General features: G+C 69.4%; 17 protein-coding genes. 14 read left to right on the top strand and 3 right to left on the bottom strand.

The features are described 5' to 3' along the window. The first annotated feature begins 6 nt into the window (after window positions 1–6). Together ACO1BU_RS13340 and ACO1BU_RS13335 are read left to right on the top strand one after the other, a co-directional pair. The gene (locus tag ACO1BU_RS13340) at window positions 7–198 is read left to right on the top strand and encodes a hypothetical protein (RefSeq protein WP_424136445.1); all 192 of its coding nucleotides are present in this window, start codon (window positions 7–9) and stop codon (window positions 196–198) included. Between the two features lie 156 nt (window positions 199–354). Continuing rightward, entirely contained in the window at window positions 355–1,680 is a 1,326-nt protein-coding gene (locus ACO1BU_RS13335) for an MFS family transporter (protein ID WP_424136444.1), read from the top strand. 564 nt (window positions 1,681–2,244) lie between these two features. Here the strand turns inward: ACO1BU_RS13335 and ACO1BU_RS13330 are convergent. Next, window positions 2,245–2,877 carry a histidine phosphatase family protein gene (locus tag ACO1BU_RS13330; RefSeq protein ID WP_424136443.1) on the bottom strand — a complete coding sequence of 211 codons (633 nt, stop codon included), beginning with the start codon at window positions 2,875–2,877 and terminating at the stop codon, window positions 2,245–2,247. 206 nt (window positions 2,878–3,083) lie between these two features. On the opposite strand from ACO1BU_RS13330, the gene ilvD reads away from it, so the two are divergent. The 4 genes from ilvD to ACO1BU_RS13310 all read left to right on the top strand — a co-directional run bounded on the left by ilvD (window position 3,084) and on the right by ACO1BU_RS13310 (window position 7,329). Further along, window positions 3,084–4,808 carry a dihydroxy-acid dehydratase gene (gene ilvD, locus ACO1BU_RS13325; protein WP_424136442.1) on the top strand — a complete coding sequence of 575 codons (1,725 nt, stop codon included), beginning with the start codon at window positions 3,084–3,086 and terminating at the stop codon, window positions 4,806–4,808. A 69-nt stretch (window positions 4,809–4,877) separates the two neighbouring features. Beyond that, window positions 4,878–5,894 (top strand): 4-hydroxythreonine-4-phosphate dehydrogenase PdxA, encoded by a 1,017-nt coding sequence (gene pdxA, locus ACO1BU_RS13320; RefSeq protein WP_424136441.1) that lies wholly within the window; start codon window positions 4,878–4,880, stop codon window positions 5,892–5,894. Further along, a complete protein-coding gene (locus tag ACO1BU_RS13315) occupies window positions 5,891–6,622 on the top strand; it encodes a pyridoxine 5'-phosphate synthase (RefSeq protein ID WP_424136440.1) in 732 nt (243 codons plus the stop codon). The genes pdxA and ACO1BU_RS13315 overlap by 4 nt, the downstream gene beginning before the upstream one ends. Next, on the top strand, window positions 6,619–7,329 hold the full coding sequence (locus ACO1BU_RS13310; RefSeq protein WP_424136439.1) for a 2OG-Fe dioxygenase family protein: 711 nt from the start codon (window positions 6,619–6,621) through the stop codon (window positions 7,327–7,329). Before ACO1BU_RS13315 ends, ACO1BU_RS13310 begins: the two co-directional genes overlap by 4 nt. Before the next feature lie 59 nt (window positions 7,330–7,388). Here ACO1BU_RS13310 and ACO1BU_RS13305 read toward each other — a convergent pair whose 3' ends face one another. Together ACO1BU_RS13305 and ACO1BU_RS13300 are read right to left on the bottom strand one after the other, a co-directional pair. Then, the gene (locus tag ACO1BU_RS13305; RefSeq protein WP_424136438.1) at window positions 7,389–8,159 is read right to left on the bottom strand and encodes an exodeoxyribonuclease III; all 771 of its coding nucleotides are present in this window, start codon (window positions 8,157–8,159) and stop codon (window positions 7,389–7,391) included. An 8-nt stretch (window positions 8,160–8,167) separates the two neighbouring features. Continuing rightward, on the bottom strand, window positions 8,168–8,512 hold the full coding sequence (locus tag ACO1BU_RS13300; protein WP_424136437.1) for a HesB/IscA family protein: 345 nt from the start codon (window positions 8,510–8,512) through the stop codon (window positions 8,168–8,170). 186 nt (window positions 8,513–8,698) lie between these two features. On the opposite strand from ACO1BU_RS13300, the gene ACO1BU_RS13295 reads away from it, so the two are divergent. The 8 genes from ACO1BU_RS13295 (at window position 8,699) to tatB (ending at window position 16,584) form a co-directional block, all read left to right on the top strand. After that, complete coding sequence (locus ACO1BU_RS13295) at window positions 8,699–9,883, top strand: deoxyguanosinetriphosphate triphosphohydrolase (RefSeq protein WP_424136547.1); 1,185 nt, start codon at window positions 8,699–8,701, stop codon at window positions 9,881–9,883. A gap of 7 nt (window positions 9,884–9,890) precedes the next feature. Continuing rightward, entirely contained in the window at window positions 9,891–11,660 is a 1,770-nt protein-coding gene (gene argS, locus ACO1BU_RS13290; protein ID WP_424136436.1) for an arginine--tRNA ligase, read from the top strand. After that, window positions 11,657–12,502 (top strand): SPOR domain-containing protein, encoded by an 846-nt coding sequence (locus ACO1BU_RS13285; protein ID WP_424136435.1) that lies wholly within the window; start codon window positions 11,657–11,659, stop codon window positions 12,500–12,502. The genes argS and ACO1BU_RS13285 overlap by 4 nt, the downstream gene beginning before the upstream one ends. Further along, window positions 12,481–13,512, top strand: a complete 1,032-nt coding sequence (nagZ, locus tag ACO1BU_RS13280) for a beta-N-acetylhexosaminidase (RefSeq protein ID WP_424136434.1) — start codon at window positions 12,481–12,483, stop codon at window positions 13,510–13,512. Before ACO1BU_RS13285 ends, nagZ begins: the two co-directional genes overlap by 22 nt. A 7-nt stretch (window positions 13,513–13,519) precedes the next feature. Then, window positions 13,520–14,209 (top strand): site-2 protease family protein, encoded by a 690-nt coding sequence (locus ACO1BU_RS13275; protein WP_424136433.1) that lies wholly within the window; start codon window positions 13,520–13,522, stop codon window positions 14,207–14,209. Beyond that, complete coding sequence (locus tag ACO1BU_RS13270; protein WP_424136432.1) at window positions 14,206–14,967, top strand: segregation and condensation protein A; 762 nt, start codon at window positions 14,206–14,208, stop codon at window positions 14,965–14,967. The genes ACO1BU_RS13275 and ACO1BU_RS13270 overlap by 4 nt, the downstream gene beginning before the upstream one ends. A gap of 226 nt (window positions 14,968–15,193) precedes the next feature. Beyond that, entirely contained in the window at window positions 15,194–15,793 is a 600-nt protein-coding gene (gene scpB, locus ACO1BU_RS13265; protein ID WP_424136546.1) for an SMC-Scp complex subunit ScpB, read from the top strand. A gap of 164 nt (window positions 15,794–15,957) precedes the next feature. Continuing rightward, window positions 15,958–16,584 (top strand): Sec-independent protein translocase protein TatB, encoded by a 627-nt coding sequence (gene tatB / locus ACO1BU_RS13260; RefSeq protein ID WP_424136431.1) that lies wholly within the window; start codon window positions 15,958–15,960, stop codon window positions 16,582–16,584. Window positions 16,585–16,639: the final 55 nt, after the last annotated feature.

Raw genomic sequence — 16,639 nt, 5'->3', positions numbered from 1 at the left:
CCGGGCGTGCGGTTCTTCGATTTCTTCGCCCTGACGGTGCTCGCGACCGTGCCCATCCTCTGGTGCCGGTCGCGACTGCCGATGCTGAACAGGGAGCCGCCGATCACCGACCGCCAGGCGGTCACGATTGGCGCCGTGATCAGCGTCATTCTCTCGGGCATCTACGTCTACCGCTACGTGCTCTACCGCGCAGGCTAGGGGCGTCGTAGGAAGCCAGTTTGACGGGAAAGCGCGGGGCGGGGCTGTTGTCGAAGCATTGCGCGCCCTGCAACCCAGCCCGGGGGTGCCGCGTCTGTCTCAGAGCGCCCGCGCGGGCATCATGGCGAGATTATGACAGACGCTCCAGCGGCTTCGATGCCCGATCCGATCGCCCACACCTCCCAAGCCGAGCGGGCGGACACCCGCCGACGCGTCTGGGCGATTGTCGGCGGCTCCTCCGGCAATCTCGTGGAGTGGTACGATTTCTACGTCTATGCCGCGACGGCACTCTATTTCGCGCCGAGCTTCTTTCCCTCGGGTGACCGCACGACGCAGTTGCTGAACACTGCGGCCGTCTTCGCGGTCGGATTTCTGATGCGCCCCATTGGCGGCTGGCTCTTTGGCATGGTCGGGGATCGCTACGGGCGCCGTAGCTCCATGATGATTTCGGTGCTGATGATGTGCTTCGGCTCGCTGATGATTGCGGTGTTGCCGAGCTATGCGACCATCGGCGTGGCCGCCCCGGTGTTGCTGGTCGTCGCCAGGCTGATCCAGGGTCTTTCGGTCGGCGGCGAATACGGCACCAGCGCCACCTATATGAGCGAAGTGGCGACGCAGAAGCATCGCGGCTTCTTCTCCTCCTTCCAATATGTGACGCTGATTGGCGGGCAGCTTCTCGCGCTGCTCGTATTGGTCGTTCTGCAGGGCATCTACACGCCGGACGAAATCCGCGCCTGGGCCTGGCGCATCCCCTTCTTCATCGGGGCGCTCGCCGCGATCGTCGCTCTTTTCCTCCGCCGTGCGCTGCACGAAACGACGACAGCGGAGAGCCGCGCCAAGAAGGGAACGGGCACGATCGGCTTGCTGCTGCAATACCCGAAGCCATTGTTGCAGGTGGTCCTTCTGACCGCGGGCGGTAGCCTCGCCTTCTATACCTACACGACCTACATGCAGAAATTCTTGGTCAACACCTCCGGCTTCAGCGCGGAGCGCGCGAGCGTGACCATGACGGTCGTGCTGTTCTGCTACATGTGCCTGCAGCCGGTGATCGGCGCCTTGTCGGACCGGATCGGGCGCCGGGCCTGCCTGATCATCTTTGGGCTCGGCGTGGCCATCATGACCGTGCCGCTTCTGAGCAGCCTCGCCGGCGTGACGAGTTCGACCGCGGCCTTCGCCATCATCTTCGGCGCACTGTTCGTCGTCAGCTTCTACACGTCGATCTCTGGCGTGGTGAAGGCGGAGCTCTTCCCTGCCGAGATCCGGGCGCTCGGCGTGGGGCTGGGCTATGCCATCGCCAACAGCCTTTTCGGCGGCACGGCGGAATACGTGGCGCTGTGGTTCAAGTCCCATGACATGGAGAACGCCTTCTTCTGGTACGTCTCCGGCTTCGCCATCCTGTCGCTTCTCTCCGCCCTCTCCATGCGCGACTCCCGGCTGCATGGCCATCTCGCGCGCGAGCAGGCGGAGGGAAAGCTGCGCTGATCCCGTGATCATCGTCCTGGACTTCGAGGCCAGCAGCCTGGGGAAGCGCGGCTTCCCCATCGAGGTCGGCTGGGCCGCGGAGGACGGGGCGGAGGAGAACCACCTGATCCGGCCGGCCCCCGGCTGGAAGGAGTGGGACGAAGGCGCCGAGCGTATCCATGGCATCCCGCGGGAGCGCCTGGAGCGCGAGGGCGAGCCTCATGACTGCGTGGCCCGGCATATGATTGAGGTGCTGACGGGGCACGCGCTCTATGCCTCGGCACCCTCCTGGGACGGGCAATGGCTCAGCCGGCTGCTGAGGGCCGCCGGCCTGCCCCGCCATGCTTTGCGCCTGCGTGACACGGAGGAGGCGCGCAGGGATGCGGCGCTCGCCGCCCTTTCCGCAGCGGGGTGCGACCCGGAGGTGCATGACGACCTGGTTGCCTCGGTATTGGAGGCGGTTGCCGCCGAGGCGCATGCGGCCAATCCGGCGCACCGCGCCCTGGCCGATGCCCGGCGAGAGCTGGACCTCATCCGTGGAGTGCCGGCCGCGTGCGAGAGGCTCTGGCCGGCCGCTCCTCGAGGTCAGCGGCTTGCAGTTAGCCCAGGCCAGTCCGCCGGGCGGATGCGCGCCAGCGGCGCGAAGCCGGGCGGGGCCGGTACGGGACGGAATGCCACGATCTCGGCCTCGGCCAGGTCGGCGAAGGCGGGCCCGGCGGCATCTACCAGGTTGGGCCGGTGGGCCACGACCAGAACAATCTCCCCCGTGACAGCGCTCCGGAGCATCGCACGCAGCGCTTCGGCCGCCGGCGAGCCAGGGCCCTTGGCCAGCATCCGGCCTCCATCGTTAAGCGCGCCGTCGACTTCAGCAGAGGGCAGCCCCATCAGCACTGCGGTCTCCCGCGCCCTGCAGTATTCGCTGGTGATGACACGCCGGACCGGGGCGCCGATCCGGCGGAGGGCTCCGCCGAGCTCCGCAGCCACTTGGCGGCCGGCGGCACTGAGGTTCCGCTGGGTCGCGCAATCCCGGAAGTCGAGATCCTCGGCGTCGTTCTGGCCGGGCTCGGTGGCGGGGTGGCGCATATAGAGCACCAGCCCGCCGGCCCGCAGGGCAGCGGCAAGCCCAGCCGCTTCGACGGGCTGGGCAAAGGCTGGTGTCGCCGTTGCGGCGAGCTGTCCGGCCAGGAGGAGGGCAGGGAGGAGGGATCGGGCCCGCATGACGATCTCCCGCGCAAGGTTCCGCCCCTTGGCGGGCGGCGCCCGAATAATACGGCGTCGGCACGAAAGCGGCGTTGACATGCGCGTGTCGCTGGAGGCTCTTGCACCGCCGGGGTGGCGGATCGCGTGGCCCTGCATTGCGTCCGGCCGCGTTGCTCCGGTTGCTTTGTTGCGCGATACACCGGCCCCGCGAGAGGAAAATGCCGATGCCGGACAACACCTGGGACAAGTCCCGCCTGCCCAGCCGCCATGTGACCGTGGGCCCCGAGCGTGCCCCGCACCGCAGCTACTACTACGCGATGGGGATGACCGAGGAGGAGATCGCCCAGCCGCTGGTCGGCGTGGCGACCTGCTGGAACGAGGCCGCCCCCTGCAACATCGCCCTGAACCGTCAGGCACAGAGCGTGAAGACCGGGGTGAAGCAGGCGCATGGCAGCCCGCGCGAATTCACCACCATCACGGTGACCGACGGCATCGCCATGGGCCACCAGGGCATGAAGGCTTCGCTGGCCAGCCGCGATGCCATCGCGGACACGGTGGAACTGACCATGCGTGGCCATTGCTACGACGCGATGGTGGGCCTAGCCGGCTGCGACAAGTCTCTGCCCGGAATGATGATGGCCATGCTGCGCCTGAACGTGCCCAGCGTGTTCATGTATGGCGGCTCCATCCTGCCCGGTAAGTTCCAGGGCCGGGATGTGACGGTGGTGGATGTGTTCGAGGCCGTGGGCCAGCACGCCGCTGGCAACATGTCCGACGAAGACCTGCACGAGCTGGAATGCGTGGCCTGCCCCAGCGCCGGCGCCTGCGGCGGCCAGTTCACCGCCAACACCATGGCGACTGTGTCCGAGGCGATCGGCCTCGCGCTGCCCGGCTCCGCCGGAGCCCCCGCGCCCTATGAGGACCGCGACAAGTGGGCGGTGGAGTCCGGCAAGGCCGTGATGGACCTGCTGAAGAAGAACATCCGCCCGCGCGACATCGTCACCAAGGAATCGCTCTATAACGCGGCGCTGATCGTCGGTGCCACCGGCGGCTCCACCAATGCTGCCCTGCACCTGCCCGCCATGGCGCATGAGGCCGGGATCAAGTTCACGCTGCAGGACGTGGCCGAGATCATGCGCAAGGCGCCCTATATCGGCGACCTGAAGCCGGGCGGCCGCTATGTGGCCTTTGACGTCTACAAGATCGGCGGCATCCCGGTGATCGTGAAGGCGCTGCTCGATGCCGGGCTGCTGCATGGCGACTGCCTGACCGTCACCGGCAAAAGCCTGGCGGAGAACCACCGTGAGGTGATCTTCCCCAAGGATCAGGACGTGATCCGCCCCGTTTCCAACCCCATCGCCCCGACCGGCGGCGTGGTCGGGCTGAAGGGCAACTTGGCCCCGGACGGCGCCATCGTGAAGATCGCGGGGCTGAAGGAGCTGCGCTTCGAGGGTACGGCGCTGTGCTTCGACTGCGAGGAGGACGCCTTCGCGGCGGTGGAGCAGCGCGCCTACAAGAAGGGCGATGTGATCATCATCCGCTATGAGGGTCCGAAGGGCGGTCCGGGCATGCGCGAGATGCTCTCCACCACGGCCGCGCTTTACGGCCAGGGCATGGGCAGCGAGGTTGCGCTGATCACCGACGGCCGCTTCTCCGGCGGCACCCGCGGCTTCTGCATCGGCCATGTCGGGCCGGAGGCCGCCGTGGGCGGTCCCATCGCCCTGCTCCAGAACGGCGACCGTATCATCATCGACGCCGCCAAGGGCACGATCGATGTCGACATCTCCGAGGAGGAGATGGCGAAGCGCAAGGCCGCCTGGAAGCCGCGCGGTACCGACTACAATTCCGGCGCGCTGTGGAAGTATGCGCAGCTCGTCGGCCCGGCCAATCTCGGTGCCGTCACCCATCCGGGTGGCGCCGCCGAGACGCATGTCTACGCCGACATCTGAGCAGGACGGGGCAGCCATGATCCGCGCACGGGATGCGGCGCGGATCATGCCCATGCCACCCTTCCCGGCATGAGCAATGCGCTGCCCCTCGCGCTGACCATGGGAGACCCCGCCGGCATCGGCGGGGAACTCACCCTGGCGGCCTGGGCGCGGCTACGGCGGGATGGCCCCGCCTTTGTCGCGCTCGACGATCCTGGCCGCCTGGAGGCTCTGGCCGCCCGGCTAGGCTGGGAAATACCGGTCGCTCCGGTCGCCGGACCGGAAGAGGCGGCCGAGGTCTTTGCGGAACGGCTTCCCGTGATGACCATCAGGCTGCCTGCGCCCAGCATCTCCGGCCAGCCTGACCCGCTGAATGCCCCGGCCGTGCTTGGCTCGATCGAGCGGGCGGTGGCCCTGGCCCAGGCAGGCCGGGCCGGGGGCGTGGTCACCAACCCCATCAGCAAGGCGACGCTTTACCGCACAGGCTTCGCCTTTCCCGGTCACACAGAGTTCCTGGGCGCGCTGACCGGCACGGCGGAGCCGCCGGTGATGCTGCTCGCCTCGCCCATGCTGCGGGTCGTGCCTGTCACCATCCATGTCTCGCTTCGCCGCGCGCTGGATATGCTCAGCACGGCGGAGATCGTCCGCACTGGCCTTGCCTTGGCGCGGGGGTTGCGGGACGGCTTCGGGATCGCGTCGCCGCGTATCGCCGTGGCTGGACTCAACCCGCATGCGGGGGAGGAGGGCGCCATGGGGGATGAGGAACCCCGCCTCGTCCTCCCGGCCATCGAGGCGCTACGCGCCCAGGGCGTGGAGGCCTTCGGCCCGCTGCCCCCGGATACCATGTTCACCGCCCGCGCGCGCGAGACTTATGACGCTGCCCTCTGCCTCTATCATGATCAGGCGCTGATCCCGATCAAGACGCTGGACATGGATGGCGGTGTGAATGTCACGCTCGGCCTGCCCATCATCCGCACCTCGCCCGACCACGGAACGGCCTTCGGCATCGCGGGGCAGGGAATCGCCGACCCGGGCAGCCTGATCGCCGCCCTTCGCCTCGCGGCCGAGATGGCCGCTCGCCGGCCCAGGAAGGAAAACGCCGCATGACGCCCATCCGGCTCGGCGTGAATGTTGATCACGTGGCCACCCTGCGCAACGCGCGCGGGGGTGTTCATCCCGATCCGGTGGCGGCGGCGCGCCTGGCCCTGGCGAATGGCGCCGACAGCATCACGATCCATTTGCGCGAGGATCGCCGGCACATTCGCGATGCGGATTGCACGGCGATGAAGGCGGCCATCTCCGCCCCGATCAACCTGGAAATGGCGGCGACGGCCGAGATGCAGGCGATCGCCCTCGCGCTGCGTCCCCATGCCTGCTGCCTCGTTCCGGAGCGCCGCGCGGAGCTGACCACCGAGGGTGGGCTGGACGCAGCCGGGCAGATGGAAACGCTGGGCCCCGTCATCGCAGCCCTGGTCGGCGCCGGCATCCGGGTTTCGCTCTTTCTCGATCCCGAGCCGGTGCAGGTGGAGGCGGCTGTCCGCCTCGGTGCCAAGGCGGTGGAGCTTCACACGGGCACCTTCTGCGAGGCGGCGCCCGGCCCGGCGCGGGACCGGGAGCTGGCTCGGCTGAAGCAGGCCGCCGGCCTCGTCGTTGCGAGAGGGCTGGGATGTCATGCCGGCCATGGGCTGGATTACGAGACCGCCCCGCTGCTGGCCGCGATCCCCGAAGTGGTCGAGCTGAATATCGGCCATTTTCTCATGGGGCAGGCGCTGTTCGATGGGCTCGGCCCCGCCGTCGCTCGCATGCGGCAGGTGATGGAGACGGCCCGGTCATGAGCGATCCCGCCTCGGCCATCGCTGCAGCCGGCTATGTGCCCCTACCCGGAGAGGCGGTCCGCCGTCTCTTTGATCCCGCCGGCGCGGCCCTGTCCGGCCATGCCTGGGAGCGCTTCGCCGCCAGCTGGAACGACCTGCGGCCGGATGGCTTCATGCGCGACGGTGGCCGCTACCGCCTTCGCCGTCACGCCACCTATGCCGCCATGCCCGGCCGCCCGGCCACCCGCGGTCCGCAGCAGCCGCACTACCAGGGGCTGGAGTACAATCACCTGAATGGCGGCATTGAGCGCTGGTTCGAGCCTGTCACCTCCGAGATCGGCGAGGGGCCCGCGCTCCGTGCCGTCATGGAGGGGGCGCGGAAAGTTTTCGACCAGCTCTCCCCCGACACCGCCTGGCACATCGAGGTTCACCAGTTCCGGATCGAGGCGCGCCCCGGCGAGGCCGGCAAGCCCACCCCGGAGGGGATGCACACCGACGGCGTCGACTTCGTCATCGTGATGCTGATCGGACGCGAGAATGTAGAGGGCGGCGTCACGGGTATCGAGATCGACGGGCGTGAGGCGGCCAGCTTCACCCTGCACGACCCCTGCGAGGCCGTGCTGCTGAACGACAGGCGCGTGAAGCACGGAACCACGCCCATCCATCCGATCGATCCGGCCCTGCCCGGGCACCGGGACGTGCTGGTGATCACCTACAAGAGGCGCTGACGGGCAAGAGGTGCTGAGGGGAGCCGGGTCGGGGAGGGCTCTCCCGCCGCCCGCTTTTCCTAGTCCGCCAGGTCGAACAGAACCGGCGCGTGGTCCGAGGGGCTCTCCTCCGACCGTGCAACCACGTCCACGGCCGCACCCGTCAGCCGCTCCGCCAGTTCGGCGCTGAGCAGGGCATGGTCGATGCGCAGCCCGCGATTGGCCTCGAAGGAGGAGCCGTAATCCCAATAGGTCCAGGGCGCGTCCCTTGGATGGAGGGCGCGCAGCGCGTCGGTCATGCCGAGATGGGTGATGGCGCGGAAGGCGGCGCGGCTTTCCGGGCGGACCAGGGCATCGGTCGGAGGCAGTGCTCCGGGAGAGAGATCAGCATCTGTCGGGCAGACATTGAAGTCGCCCAGCACGGCATAGGGAATGAACCCGGCCAGCCGCTCCGCCACCCGGGCGCGCAGGCGCTCCATCCAGGCCAGCTTATAGGCATAGCCCTCGGCCCCGCCCGAATTGCCATTGGGCAGGTAGATGCCGGCGATGTGCATCCCGGCCGCCCGCACCTCGACGAAGCGGGCATGGGTATCCTCAACCCCGTCTGGCAGGACCTCGTCCACCACCTCAAAGGGGATGCGGGACACCACCGCCACCCCGTTCCGGCCGCCCGGCTGGCCCACGGCGTGGAAGCGGTAGCCGAGATCCGCCACTTCCATGCCAGGGAATTCCTCCGTCCGGCATTTTAGCTCCTGGAGGAAGACGAGGTCCGGCGAATGCCGCTCGATCAGGCGCCGCAGATGCGGCATCCGCTTGCGGGCCGAGTTCACATTGAAGGTGCAGAGGCGCAAGGACAGGATCAGCCGACCGAGAAGGAGACGCCGCAGCCGCAGCCGGACACCGCCACCGGGTTCTTCACCGTGAAATGCGCCCCGATCAGCTCATCCGCCCAGTCCAGCACCGCGCCCCGCAATAGGTCTAGCGAGACGGGATCGATGAAGACGCGCCCCTCTACCACCAGATCATCGGGCTCGGGCGTGTCGGCCAGGTCGAACTTGTACTGGAAGCCCGAACAGCCGCCGGCCTCCACGGCCAGCCGCAATCCGGCCTGCGGGCGGCCCTGGGCGGCCGCGATCTCGGCCACCTGGGCCAGGGCGGCCGGGGTGACGGAGAAGGGGGCAAGAGGGGGACTGCCATCGGGCATTGGGGGAACCTCGTCGGCCGGGCGCGCTGGTGAATCGCGCCGATGAATGATTTGCACCCAAGATAGGGCGCGGCCGCGCATTCTCCAACGCGCGCCAGCCTTGCCGCTGCCGCAGGCCGGGTGCTACGGCCCCGACGAGCCATGGATAATTCCGCCACCCCTGCCGCGCCGGAAGGCCTGCCCCCGATGGCTGCGGGGGATGATGCCGTGCGCGCGCCCTCCGACCGGGCGCCCTGGGCGGTCCAGCCGGGCCGCACCCGCGGGCGGCTCTATCCTGACGATTCGGGCAGCGGGCGCTCCCCCTACCAGCGGGACCGGGACCGGATCATCCACTCCACCGCCTTCCGGCGGCTGCAATACAAGACCCAGGTTTTCGTCTTTCATGAGGGCGACGCCTTCCGCACCCGGCTGACCCATTCGATCGAGGTTGCGCAGATCGCCCGCTCGATCGCCCGGGAGCTGCATCTGGATGAGGACCTGGCCGAGGCCCTCGCCCTGGCTCATGACCTAGGCCATCCCCCCTTCGGCCATGCCGGGGAGGAAGCGCTGAATGGCGTGATGCGGAACTGGGGCGGCTATGACCACAATGCCCAGTCCCTGAAGGCGGTGACCCTGCTGGAGCAGCGCTATGCCGGTTTCGACGGGCTTAACCTGACCTGGGAGACGCTGGAGGGCCTGGCCAAGCATAACGGCCCGTTGCGCCGCCCGCCGCACTACATCGCCGAGTACTCGGCGAAATACGACCTGGAGCTGCACTGCCACGCCAGCGCAGAGGCGCAGGCGGCGGCGATCGCGGACGACATCGCCTATAACAACCACGACCTGGATGACGGGCTGCGCGCCGGGCTTTTCACGCTGGAAGAGGTCTGCCGCCTGCCGCTGATCGCCATGGCGCGCGACCAGGCCATGGAGGCGATCCCGGCGGACACGCCGCCAGACCGCATGGCAAGCGAAATCATCCGCCGCGTGATCAACCTCATGATCATCGATGTGATCGAGGAGGCGCGCCGCCGCATCGCCGCGCTGAGGCCGCGCGATGTCACGGATATCCGCAACGCGGACCGGCCGGTCGTCTTCTTCTCCGACCGGATGCGCGCCCTGAACCAGGAGACGCGCGAGTTCCTGTTCGGCCGGATGTACCGCCACTGGCGCGTCAACCGCACCACGCTGAAATCCAAGCGCGTGCTGCAGGTCATGTTCTCCCTGCTGCATGGCCAGCCCGACATGCTGCCACCTGTCTGGGCCGCGCGCGCGGGGGAGGCGGGCTCGGCCAGCGCCGCCCGCGCCGTCTGCGACTGGCTGGCCGGCATGACCGACAAGTTCGCCCTAGAAGAGCACCGTCGCCTGACGGACCCCCACATTCCCGGCTGATTGCACCATGACCGACGATATTTTCCGCACGATCCGCGACGCGGTCGTGGCCGAGCTACGCGCCATCCTTCCGGAACTGCCGGAGGAGTCCCTGGGCCGCGTGCTCGTGGAGCCGCCGCGCGATCCCTCGCATGGCGACATGGCGACGAATGCCGCGCTGGTCGTGGCCAAGCCCGCGCGCCAGCCGCCGCAGAAGGTGGCGCAGGCGCTGGCGGAACGTCTGGCGGCGCGGGAGGGCATCGCGGCTGCGGCGCCCGCCGGGCCAGGCTTCGTCAATCTGCGGCTGGAAGAGTCGCTGCTGCGCGCGCAGCTTCCGGTCATCCTACGCGCCGGCGAATCCTATGGCGACGGCCAGACCGGCGGCGGACGCAAGGTGGATGTCGAATACGTCTCCGCCAACCCGACGGGTCCGATGCATGTTGGCCATTGCCGCGGCGCTGTAGTGGGCGATGCGCTCGCTAATCTGCTGACCAAGGCTGGCTGGGCGGTAACGAAGGAGTACTACATCAACGACGCCGGCGCTCAGGTGCAGGCACTCGCCTGGGCAGCCTATTGGCGCTACCTCCAGGCACTCGGTACCACGCTGACCGAAGACGAGTTCGCGGCCGGGATTCCCGGCGGGCTGCAATATCGCGGCGATTACCTGATCCCCGTGGGCGAGGCGCTGAAGGCGGAATACGGCGACTCCCTCGCGCCGGGCGCGTGCCCCGCAGACTCATCGCTCTGGCTCGACACCGTGCGCAACTTCACAGTCGGCGCGATGATGGCCGAGATCCGCGAAGATCTCGCGGCTTTGGGCGTGCGGCACGACGTGTTCATCAGCGAGGCGGAGCTGGTGAAGAACGGCGCGGCCGATCGTGCCATTGCCGAGCTTGCAGCGCGCGGCCTGGTCTATGAAGGCGTGCTGGAGCCGCCCAAGGGCAAGCTGCCGGATGACTGGGAGCCCCGCGAGCAGACCCTGTTCCGCTCCACTGAATTCGGCGACGATGTGGACCGCCCGCTGCGCAAGAGCGACGGCACGAACACCTATTTCGCCAATGACATTGGCAACCACGCGGATAAGATCGCGCGCGGCTTCGACGAGCTGGTGCAGGTCTGGGGCGCCGATCATGGTGGCTATGTGCCGCGCATGAAGGCCGCCGTCGCCGCGCTCTCCGCCGACAAGCCCGTCTCCTTCGATGTTGTGCTGACGCAGATCGTAAAGGTGGTGAAGGGCGGGCAGCCCGTGCGCATGTCCAAGCGCGCCGGCACCTATGTCACCTTGCGCGACCTGATCGACGAGGTCGGGCGCGACGCCGTGCGCTTCACCATGCTGACGCGCAAAGCCGATGCGCAGATGGAATTCGACCTGGATGCCGTCGTGCAGCAGTCACGCGACAACCCGGTCTTCTACGTGCAATACGCCCATGCGCGCTGCCGCAGCGTGCTGCGTCAGGTCGAGGATCCCGCGCCCGCCGATCTGGCTCAGGCACCGCTCGAGTCCCTTTCGGATCCGGCGGAGATGGCGCTGATCCGCCGCCTGACGGCTTGGCCGCGCACGGTGGAAGCGGCGGCCCTGGCACGGGAGCCGCACCGGATCGCCTTCTTTCTCCATGACTTGGCCGCTGACTTTCATCTACTGTGGAACCGGGGGAGAGAGGACACCACCTTGCGGTTCATCCGGGAGGATGAGCCGGAGGCCACGCGCGCGAGGCTGGCCCTCGTCACGGCGACGGCTACGGTGATCCGCTCAGGTCTCGCGGTCATGGGGGTGACACCCGTCGAGGAGATGCGGTGAGCGATTTCACGGTTCCGAGCTATCGGGTTCGTCCGCAGCGGGCGGGCTTCCAGGTGCCATGGCGCATGGTTGCCATGGCGGGCGCGATCATCGGCGCGGCGGGGGCTGGCGGCGCGGTGGTCTGGGGTATTGCGCGCGCGGTGAACCGCGAGGTTCCGACCATCGAGGCTGATGAGCGCCCGATCCGCGTGAAGCCGGAGGATCCCGGCGGGTTGCGCGTCGCGAACCAGGATGAGCGGATCTTCGACCGCTCGCGGCGTGGTACGGGCGGCGTCGCCACCGGACAGGCCCGGCTGACGCCGGAGCCCGAGAGCCCGGATTTGGAGGCGCTACGACAGGCAGCGGCCCGTGCCCAGCAGCGAGCCCAGGCCAGCCAAGCAGCCGCGCAGGCGCCGGTTCAGCCGGACACGCCGCCGGCCCGGCCGCCGCTGGCCAATCCCAGCTTCGGCCCGCAGGCCGCGCATCCGGCCGCCCCGGTTTCCGCGCCCACGCAGCCAGCCCAGCAGCAACAGGCCCAGCAGGCAGTGGCCCAGCCCGAGCCGCAGGTACCCGCGATCACCCCGCCGCCCATGCCAGCCAGCACGCCGGTCCGCACCGGCCGCTTCATCGTGCAGCTCGGCGCCGTGGGCTCGGAGGAGGCGGCACGCGGCGAGTGGGCCCGCCTTCAGGGCCGTATCCCGGAGCTGTCCGGCCGCCAGCCGCATTTCACGAAGGTCGATCGCGGCGATCAGCCGCCGATGTGGCGGATCCGCACCGGGGGCCTGCCGGATGCCGCGGCAGCCCGGGAACTCTGTGAGGCCGCAAAGGCGAAGAGCGCGCCATGCGCCGTGATCGGCGGATGACCGTGCGCGCCGCCGTCACCGGCCTGTCCGGCCTCGCCATCACGGCGGAGGAGGTGGCCATCTTGCGCGCCACTCCGCCGGCCGGGGTGATCCTGTTCCGCAGGAATGTGGAGAGCCCGGACCAACTCCGCGCCCTGACCGCCGCAATCCGGGAGGAGCTGGGCGAGGAGGCACCAATCCTGGTCGATCAGGAGGGCGGCCGCGTGGCCCGGCTGCGGCCGCCACATTGGCCCGCCTTCCCCCCGGCCAGCGTCTTCGAACAGGCGCCCTCCGCCCGCGCTGCCGCGAACGCCGCCCTGCTGGGAGCCGAATGTGCCGCCATGGGGCTGGACGTGGTGTGTGCGCCGGTCCTCGACCTGCGCCTGCCCGGCGCGCATGACGTGATCGGTGACCGGGCCTTTTCCGCCAGTCCGGAGGAAGTCGCCCGCCTGGGCGAAGCCTGGATCGAGGGGCTGATGGCCGCGGGGTGCATCCCAGTGATCAAGCACATTCCCGGCCATGGTCGCGCGACGGCTGACAGCCACGAAGCCCTGCCGCGGGTGGAGGCGGATGCCCAAACCCTGGCCGCCGACATCGCCCCGTTCCGCGCCGTTTGCGCCCGGAATGCCGGCCGCCATCTCTGGGCGATGACGGCGCACATCACCTATGCCGCGCTGGACGCGGACCTTCCCGCCACCCTCTCCCCACGCCTGATCGAGGGTACCATCCGCGGCGAGATCGGCTTCGACGGCGTGCTGGTCTCGGATGATCTGACCATGGGCGCCCTGGCCGCCATCCCGGGTAACCTGGCCGAGGCCTCGCTGGCCGCGGGCTGCGACCTGGTTCTGCACTGCAACGGTGTTGCGGCCGATACCGCCGCGCTGCTCCGCGACTGCCCGCCACTGGCGGAGCGCGCCAGGGAGCGGCTCGTGGCCGCCCGGGCGGCCATGCAGGCGGCGAGACCGGCCGCGATGGCCGCCGCCTCGGCGCGCCCCTCCGCCCGTGCCCCGCACGCGCTGACCGACGCCTGACGCGCCGATGGAATGGCTCCCGGATTTCGCCGCCGCGGCCCTCGCCGCGATCCTGGCGATCACCCTGCACGAGGCGGCACATGGCTACGCCGCCCGCGCCCTCGGCGACGACACCGCAGCGCGTCTCGGCCGCCTCTCGCTGAACCCGCTGCGCCATGTCGATCCCGTGGGCACGCTGCTGATCCCGGGGCTGCTGGTGGTGTCGCAGCTCTTGCTCTCCGGCCGGGTGGATGTGCTGTTCGGCTGGGCGAAGCCGGTGCCGGTGAATGTCATGGCGCTGCGCAATCCTCGCTACGGCATGGTGCTGGTGGCGGCGGCTGGCCCGGCCATGAACCTGGCCCTGGCCATCGCGGCTTCCATCCTGCTGCATCCCTTCCAGGGAGTCGGGCAGGACAATGTCATGGACTGGGTGGGGAACTTCCTGCTCCTTTCCCTGATCGGGAATCTCGTTCTCGGCGCCTTCAACATGATCCCCATCCCACCGCTGGATGGCGGACGCATCCTGGGCGGGCTGTTGCCGCCGGAACTCGGCATTCCCTTCCTCCGCCTCGAAAGGGCCGGGCTCTTCATCGTGCTGGGCATGCTCTTCATCCTGCCCCTGGCGGTCCCGGGGACGGATCCCGTCCGTTGGCTGGTGCGGACCGTTGTCTTCCCGCTCGCACAGCTCATCCTCACCCTCACGGGCCACGACCTTTGAGCACGGCTGAACCAGCCCTGGTGGTGACGCTGGACGGCTTTGAGGGGCCGCTCGATCTGCTGCTGGACCTCGCCCGCGCGCAGAAGGTGGATATCGCGAAGATCTCCATCCTCTCCCTGGTGGACCAGTATCTCGCGGTGATCGAGGGCGCGCGCCGCGTACGGCTGGAACTGGCCGCGGACTGGCTGGTCATGGCCGCCTGGCTTGCCTGGCTGAAATCCCGCCTGCTGCTGCCGGACGATCCTGAGGCGGAGGAGGACGCCGAGTCCCTCGCCGAGGCGCTGGCAGATCGGCTCCGGGAACTGGAGCGGATGCGCGAGGCAGCCGCCTGGCTGGGGCAGCGGCCCTTCCTTGGCCGCGACGTGATGGCCCGTGGTGCGCCGGAGAACCTGGTGCTGGAGGACCGCTCGGCCCTGGCCGCTGACTTGCCGAGCCTGCTGCGGGCCTATGCCGACGTGTTGCGCCGCGCGGCGGCCCGCCGGCCCTATCGCCCGCGCCCGCGGAAGATCTGGACGGTACAGGACGCGCTGGAGCGCCTTCGTAAGCTGGTCGGCAACGTGCCCGGCTGGGCCGAGTTGTCCGGCTTCCTGCCGGAGGCGGAGATGGATCCGACCGAACGGCGCGCGGCCCTCGCCAGCACGCTCGTCGCCGGGCTGGAGATGGCAAAGACCGGCCTGGCCGAGCTGCGCCAGGATGCCCCCTTCGCTCCGATCCTGCTACGTACTTCGACCGAGACTTGTAATGCCGACGCCGCCTGACCCCGACGCACCGGAGGGGCTGCTTCCCCCTGAGGAAGAGGGCGCACCCCCTGATCCGGTGACCACGCCCGAATCCGCTTCCCCCGCCGAGCCAGTCCCGGCCTCATCTCCGGAAGAGCCGGACGGCCCGCCCGGCGAGGCCGACCCTGCCGAGACTGCGCCAGCGGAACCTCAACTCTCCGAACCTGCCTCCGCTCAGGTGGAGCCCACGGGAAGCGTGCCAGTTGTGGCCGCAGAGGCACTGCCCTCGCCAGAGGCACTTCGGATCGCCGAGGCGCTGGTTTTTGCCTCCGCCACCCCGGTCACGGCGGCTCGTCTGGCCCCGCTGCTGCCGGAAGGAATGAGCGCGTCAGCGGTCCTGGCCTCGCTGGCCCAGGCCTATGAGGGCAGGGGGGTCAACCTCGTCTCTGTGGCGGGGGGCTATGCCTTCCGGACCGCTCCGGATCTCGCCGCGGTCCTGACCAGGGTGGTGGAGGTGCCGCGCCGCCTGCCGCGCGTGGCCATGGAGGCCCTGGCCATCATCGCCTGGCACCAGCCCGTCACCCGCGCCGAGATAGAGGAGATTCGCGGCACCGCGCTTTCCCAGAACACGCTGGAGACGCTGCTGGAGAACGGCCTGATCGCCCCGCGCGGGAAGAAGGAGGCGCCGGGCCGGCCGACCCTTTGGGCGACCACCTCGAAATTCCTGGAGCAATTCGGGCTCGCCTCGCTGCGCGATCTGCCCAAGCGGGAGGAACTGATGCCCGAGCCGGGGCTGCCTTTCCCCCAACCCGCGCAGGCCCCGCCCGAGGCGCCGGTTGAACCCGCGCGCGATCCGGCCGCGTAACGCCGCTTCCCTCCGGCCCGCTTCCATCCCACCATAGGGCGCCCCATCTTGGCGCCAGCCCCATTTGTCGTGCGGGCGAGTTCTGCTAACGGAGACGACCCCGTGAGGGACCGGCGAGCGCCATTCGAGGGCGCATTCCGCCCGATGCGGGTGATCGGAGAAACATGTTCGACCTGGCCTGGTCCGAGATCGCGCTGATCGCCGTGGTGGCGGTGGTCGTGATCGGTCCGAAGGATCTTCCGGACGCCGTGCGCGGCGTCGCCCGTGGAATCCAGAAGCTGCGTCGCATGGCCGGCGAGTTCCAGGGCCACCTGGACGAGGTGGTACGTGAGGCGAAGCTGGAGGATGTGCGCGACCAGATTCGCGACATCCGCAATTTCGACCTGAAGTCCACCATCGAGAAGGCGGTGGATGAGGACGGCGCGATCAGCCGCACCTTCCGGGACGACCCGTTCCGCGCGCCGCCGCCGCCGACCTCCGACGCCGCCCCGGCCGCCGGGACCGAGGCGGCAGTGCCGGCTGAGGCGCCCCCTGTGGACGCGACTACCCCGCCGCCCGAGGTGACTGCCGCGAATGCGGCGGCCGACACGCCGGACGCGACTCCGCCCGCCCCCAGCCCCGCGCCGGGCGGGCATTCCCCGGAGGCGTCGGGTCTCGACCCGGTGCCCGAACCTGTTCCTTCGCCCCCTGCGGGGGTGGCCACGGCCGAGCCCTCCGCGCCGCCTGCGACGCCGACCGAGGCGAAGCCCGGCGCGGAGCGGCCCGCGAGCCCCGCCACCCACACCGCCTGAACCGAAAAGCGCCCGAAGACAGTGCCTCGCGATCCGGACGATACAATCGACGACA

The organism is Roseomonas chloroacetimidivorans (genome assembly GCF_049629625.1).
In the GTDB taxonomy this organism is placed as follows: domain Bacteria; phylum Pseudomonadota; class Alphaproteobacteria; order Acetobacterales; family Acetobacteraceae; genus Roseomonas; species Roseomonas chloroacetimidivorans.
This window is presented reverse-complemented; position numbering and strand designations above follow the sequence as displayed.

What these genes read in the sequence shown, in the direction of transcription:
- ACO1BU_RS13335 (WP_424136444.1), top strand. Translation starts at nt 355, where the DNA reads ATGCCCGATCCGATCGCCCACACCTCCCAAGCCGAGCGGGCGGACACC.
- ACO1BU_RS13330 (WP_424136443.1), bottom strand. Translation starts at nt 2,877, where the DNA reads ATGCGGGCCCGATCCCTCCTCCCTGCCCTCCTCCTGGCCGGACAGCTC.
- ilvD (WP_424136442.1), top strand. Translation starts at nt 3,084, where the DNA reads ATGCCGGACAACACCTGGGACAAGTCCCGCCTGCCCAGCCGCCATGTG.
- pdxA (WP_424136441.1), top strand. Translation starts at nt 4,878, where the DNA reads ATGAGCAATGCGCTGCCCCTCGCGCTGACCATGGGAGACCCCGCCGGC.
- ACO1BU_RS13315 (WP_424136440.1), top strand. Translation starts at nt 5,891, where the DNA reads ATGACGCCCATCCGGCTCGGCGTGAATGTTGATCACGTGGCCACCCTG.
- ACO1BU_RS13310 (WP_424136439.1), top strand. Translation starts at nt 6,619, where the DNA reads ATGAGCGATCCCGCCTCGGCCATCGCTGCAGCCGGCTATGTGCCCCTA.
- ACO1BU_RS13300 (WP_424136437.1), bottom strand. Translation starts at nt 8,512, where the DNA reads ATGCCCGATGGCAGTCCCCCTCTTGCCCCCTTCTCCGTCACCCCGGCC.
- ACO1BU_RS13295 (WP_424136547.1), top strand. Translation starts at nt 8,699, where the DNA reads ATGGCTGCGGGGGATGATGCCGTGCGCGCGCCCTCCGACCGGGCGCCC.
- argS (WP_424136436.1), top strand. Translation starts at nt 9,891, where the DNA reads ATGACCGACGATATTTTCCGCACGATCCGCGACGCGGTCGTGGCCGAG.
- nagZ (WP_424136434.1), top strand. Translation starts at nt 12,481, where the DNA reads ATGCGCCGTGATCGGCGGATGACCGTGCGCGCCGCCGTCACCGGCCTG.
- ACO1BU_RS13275 (WP_424136433.1), top strand. Translation starts at nt 13,520, where the DNA reads ATGGAATGGCTCCCGGATTTCGCCGCCGCGGCCCTCGCCGCGATCCTG.
- tatB (WP_424136431.1), top strand. Translation starts at nt 15,958, where the DNA reads ATGTTCGACCTGGCCTGGTCCGAGATCGCGCTGATCGCCGTGGTGGCG.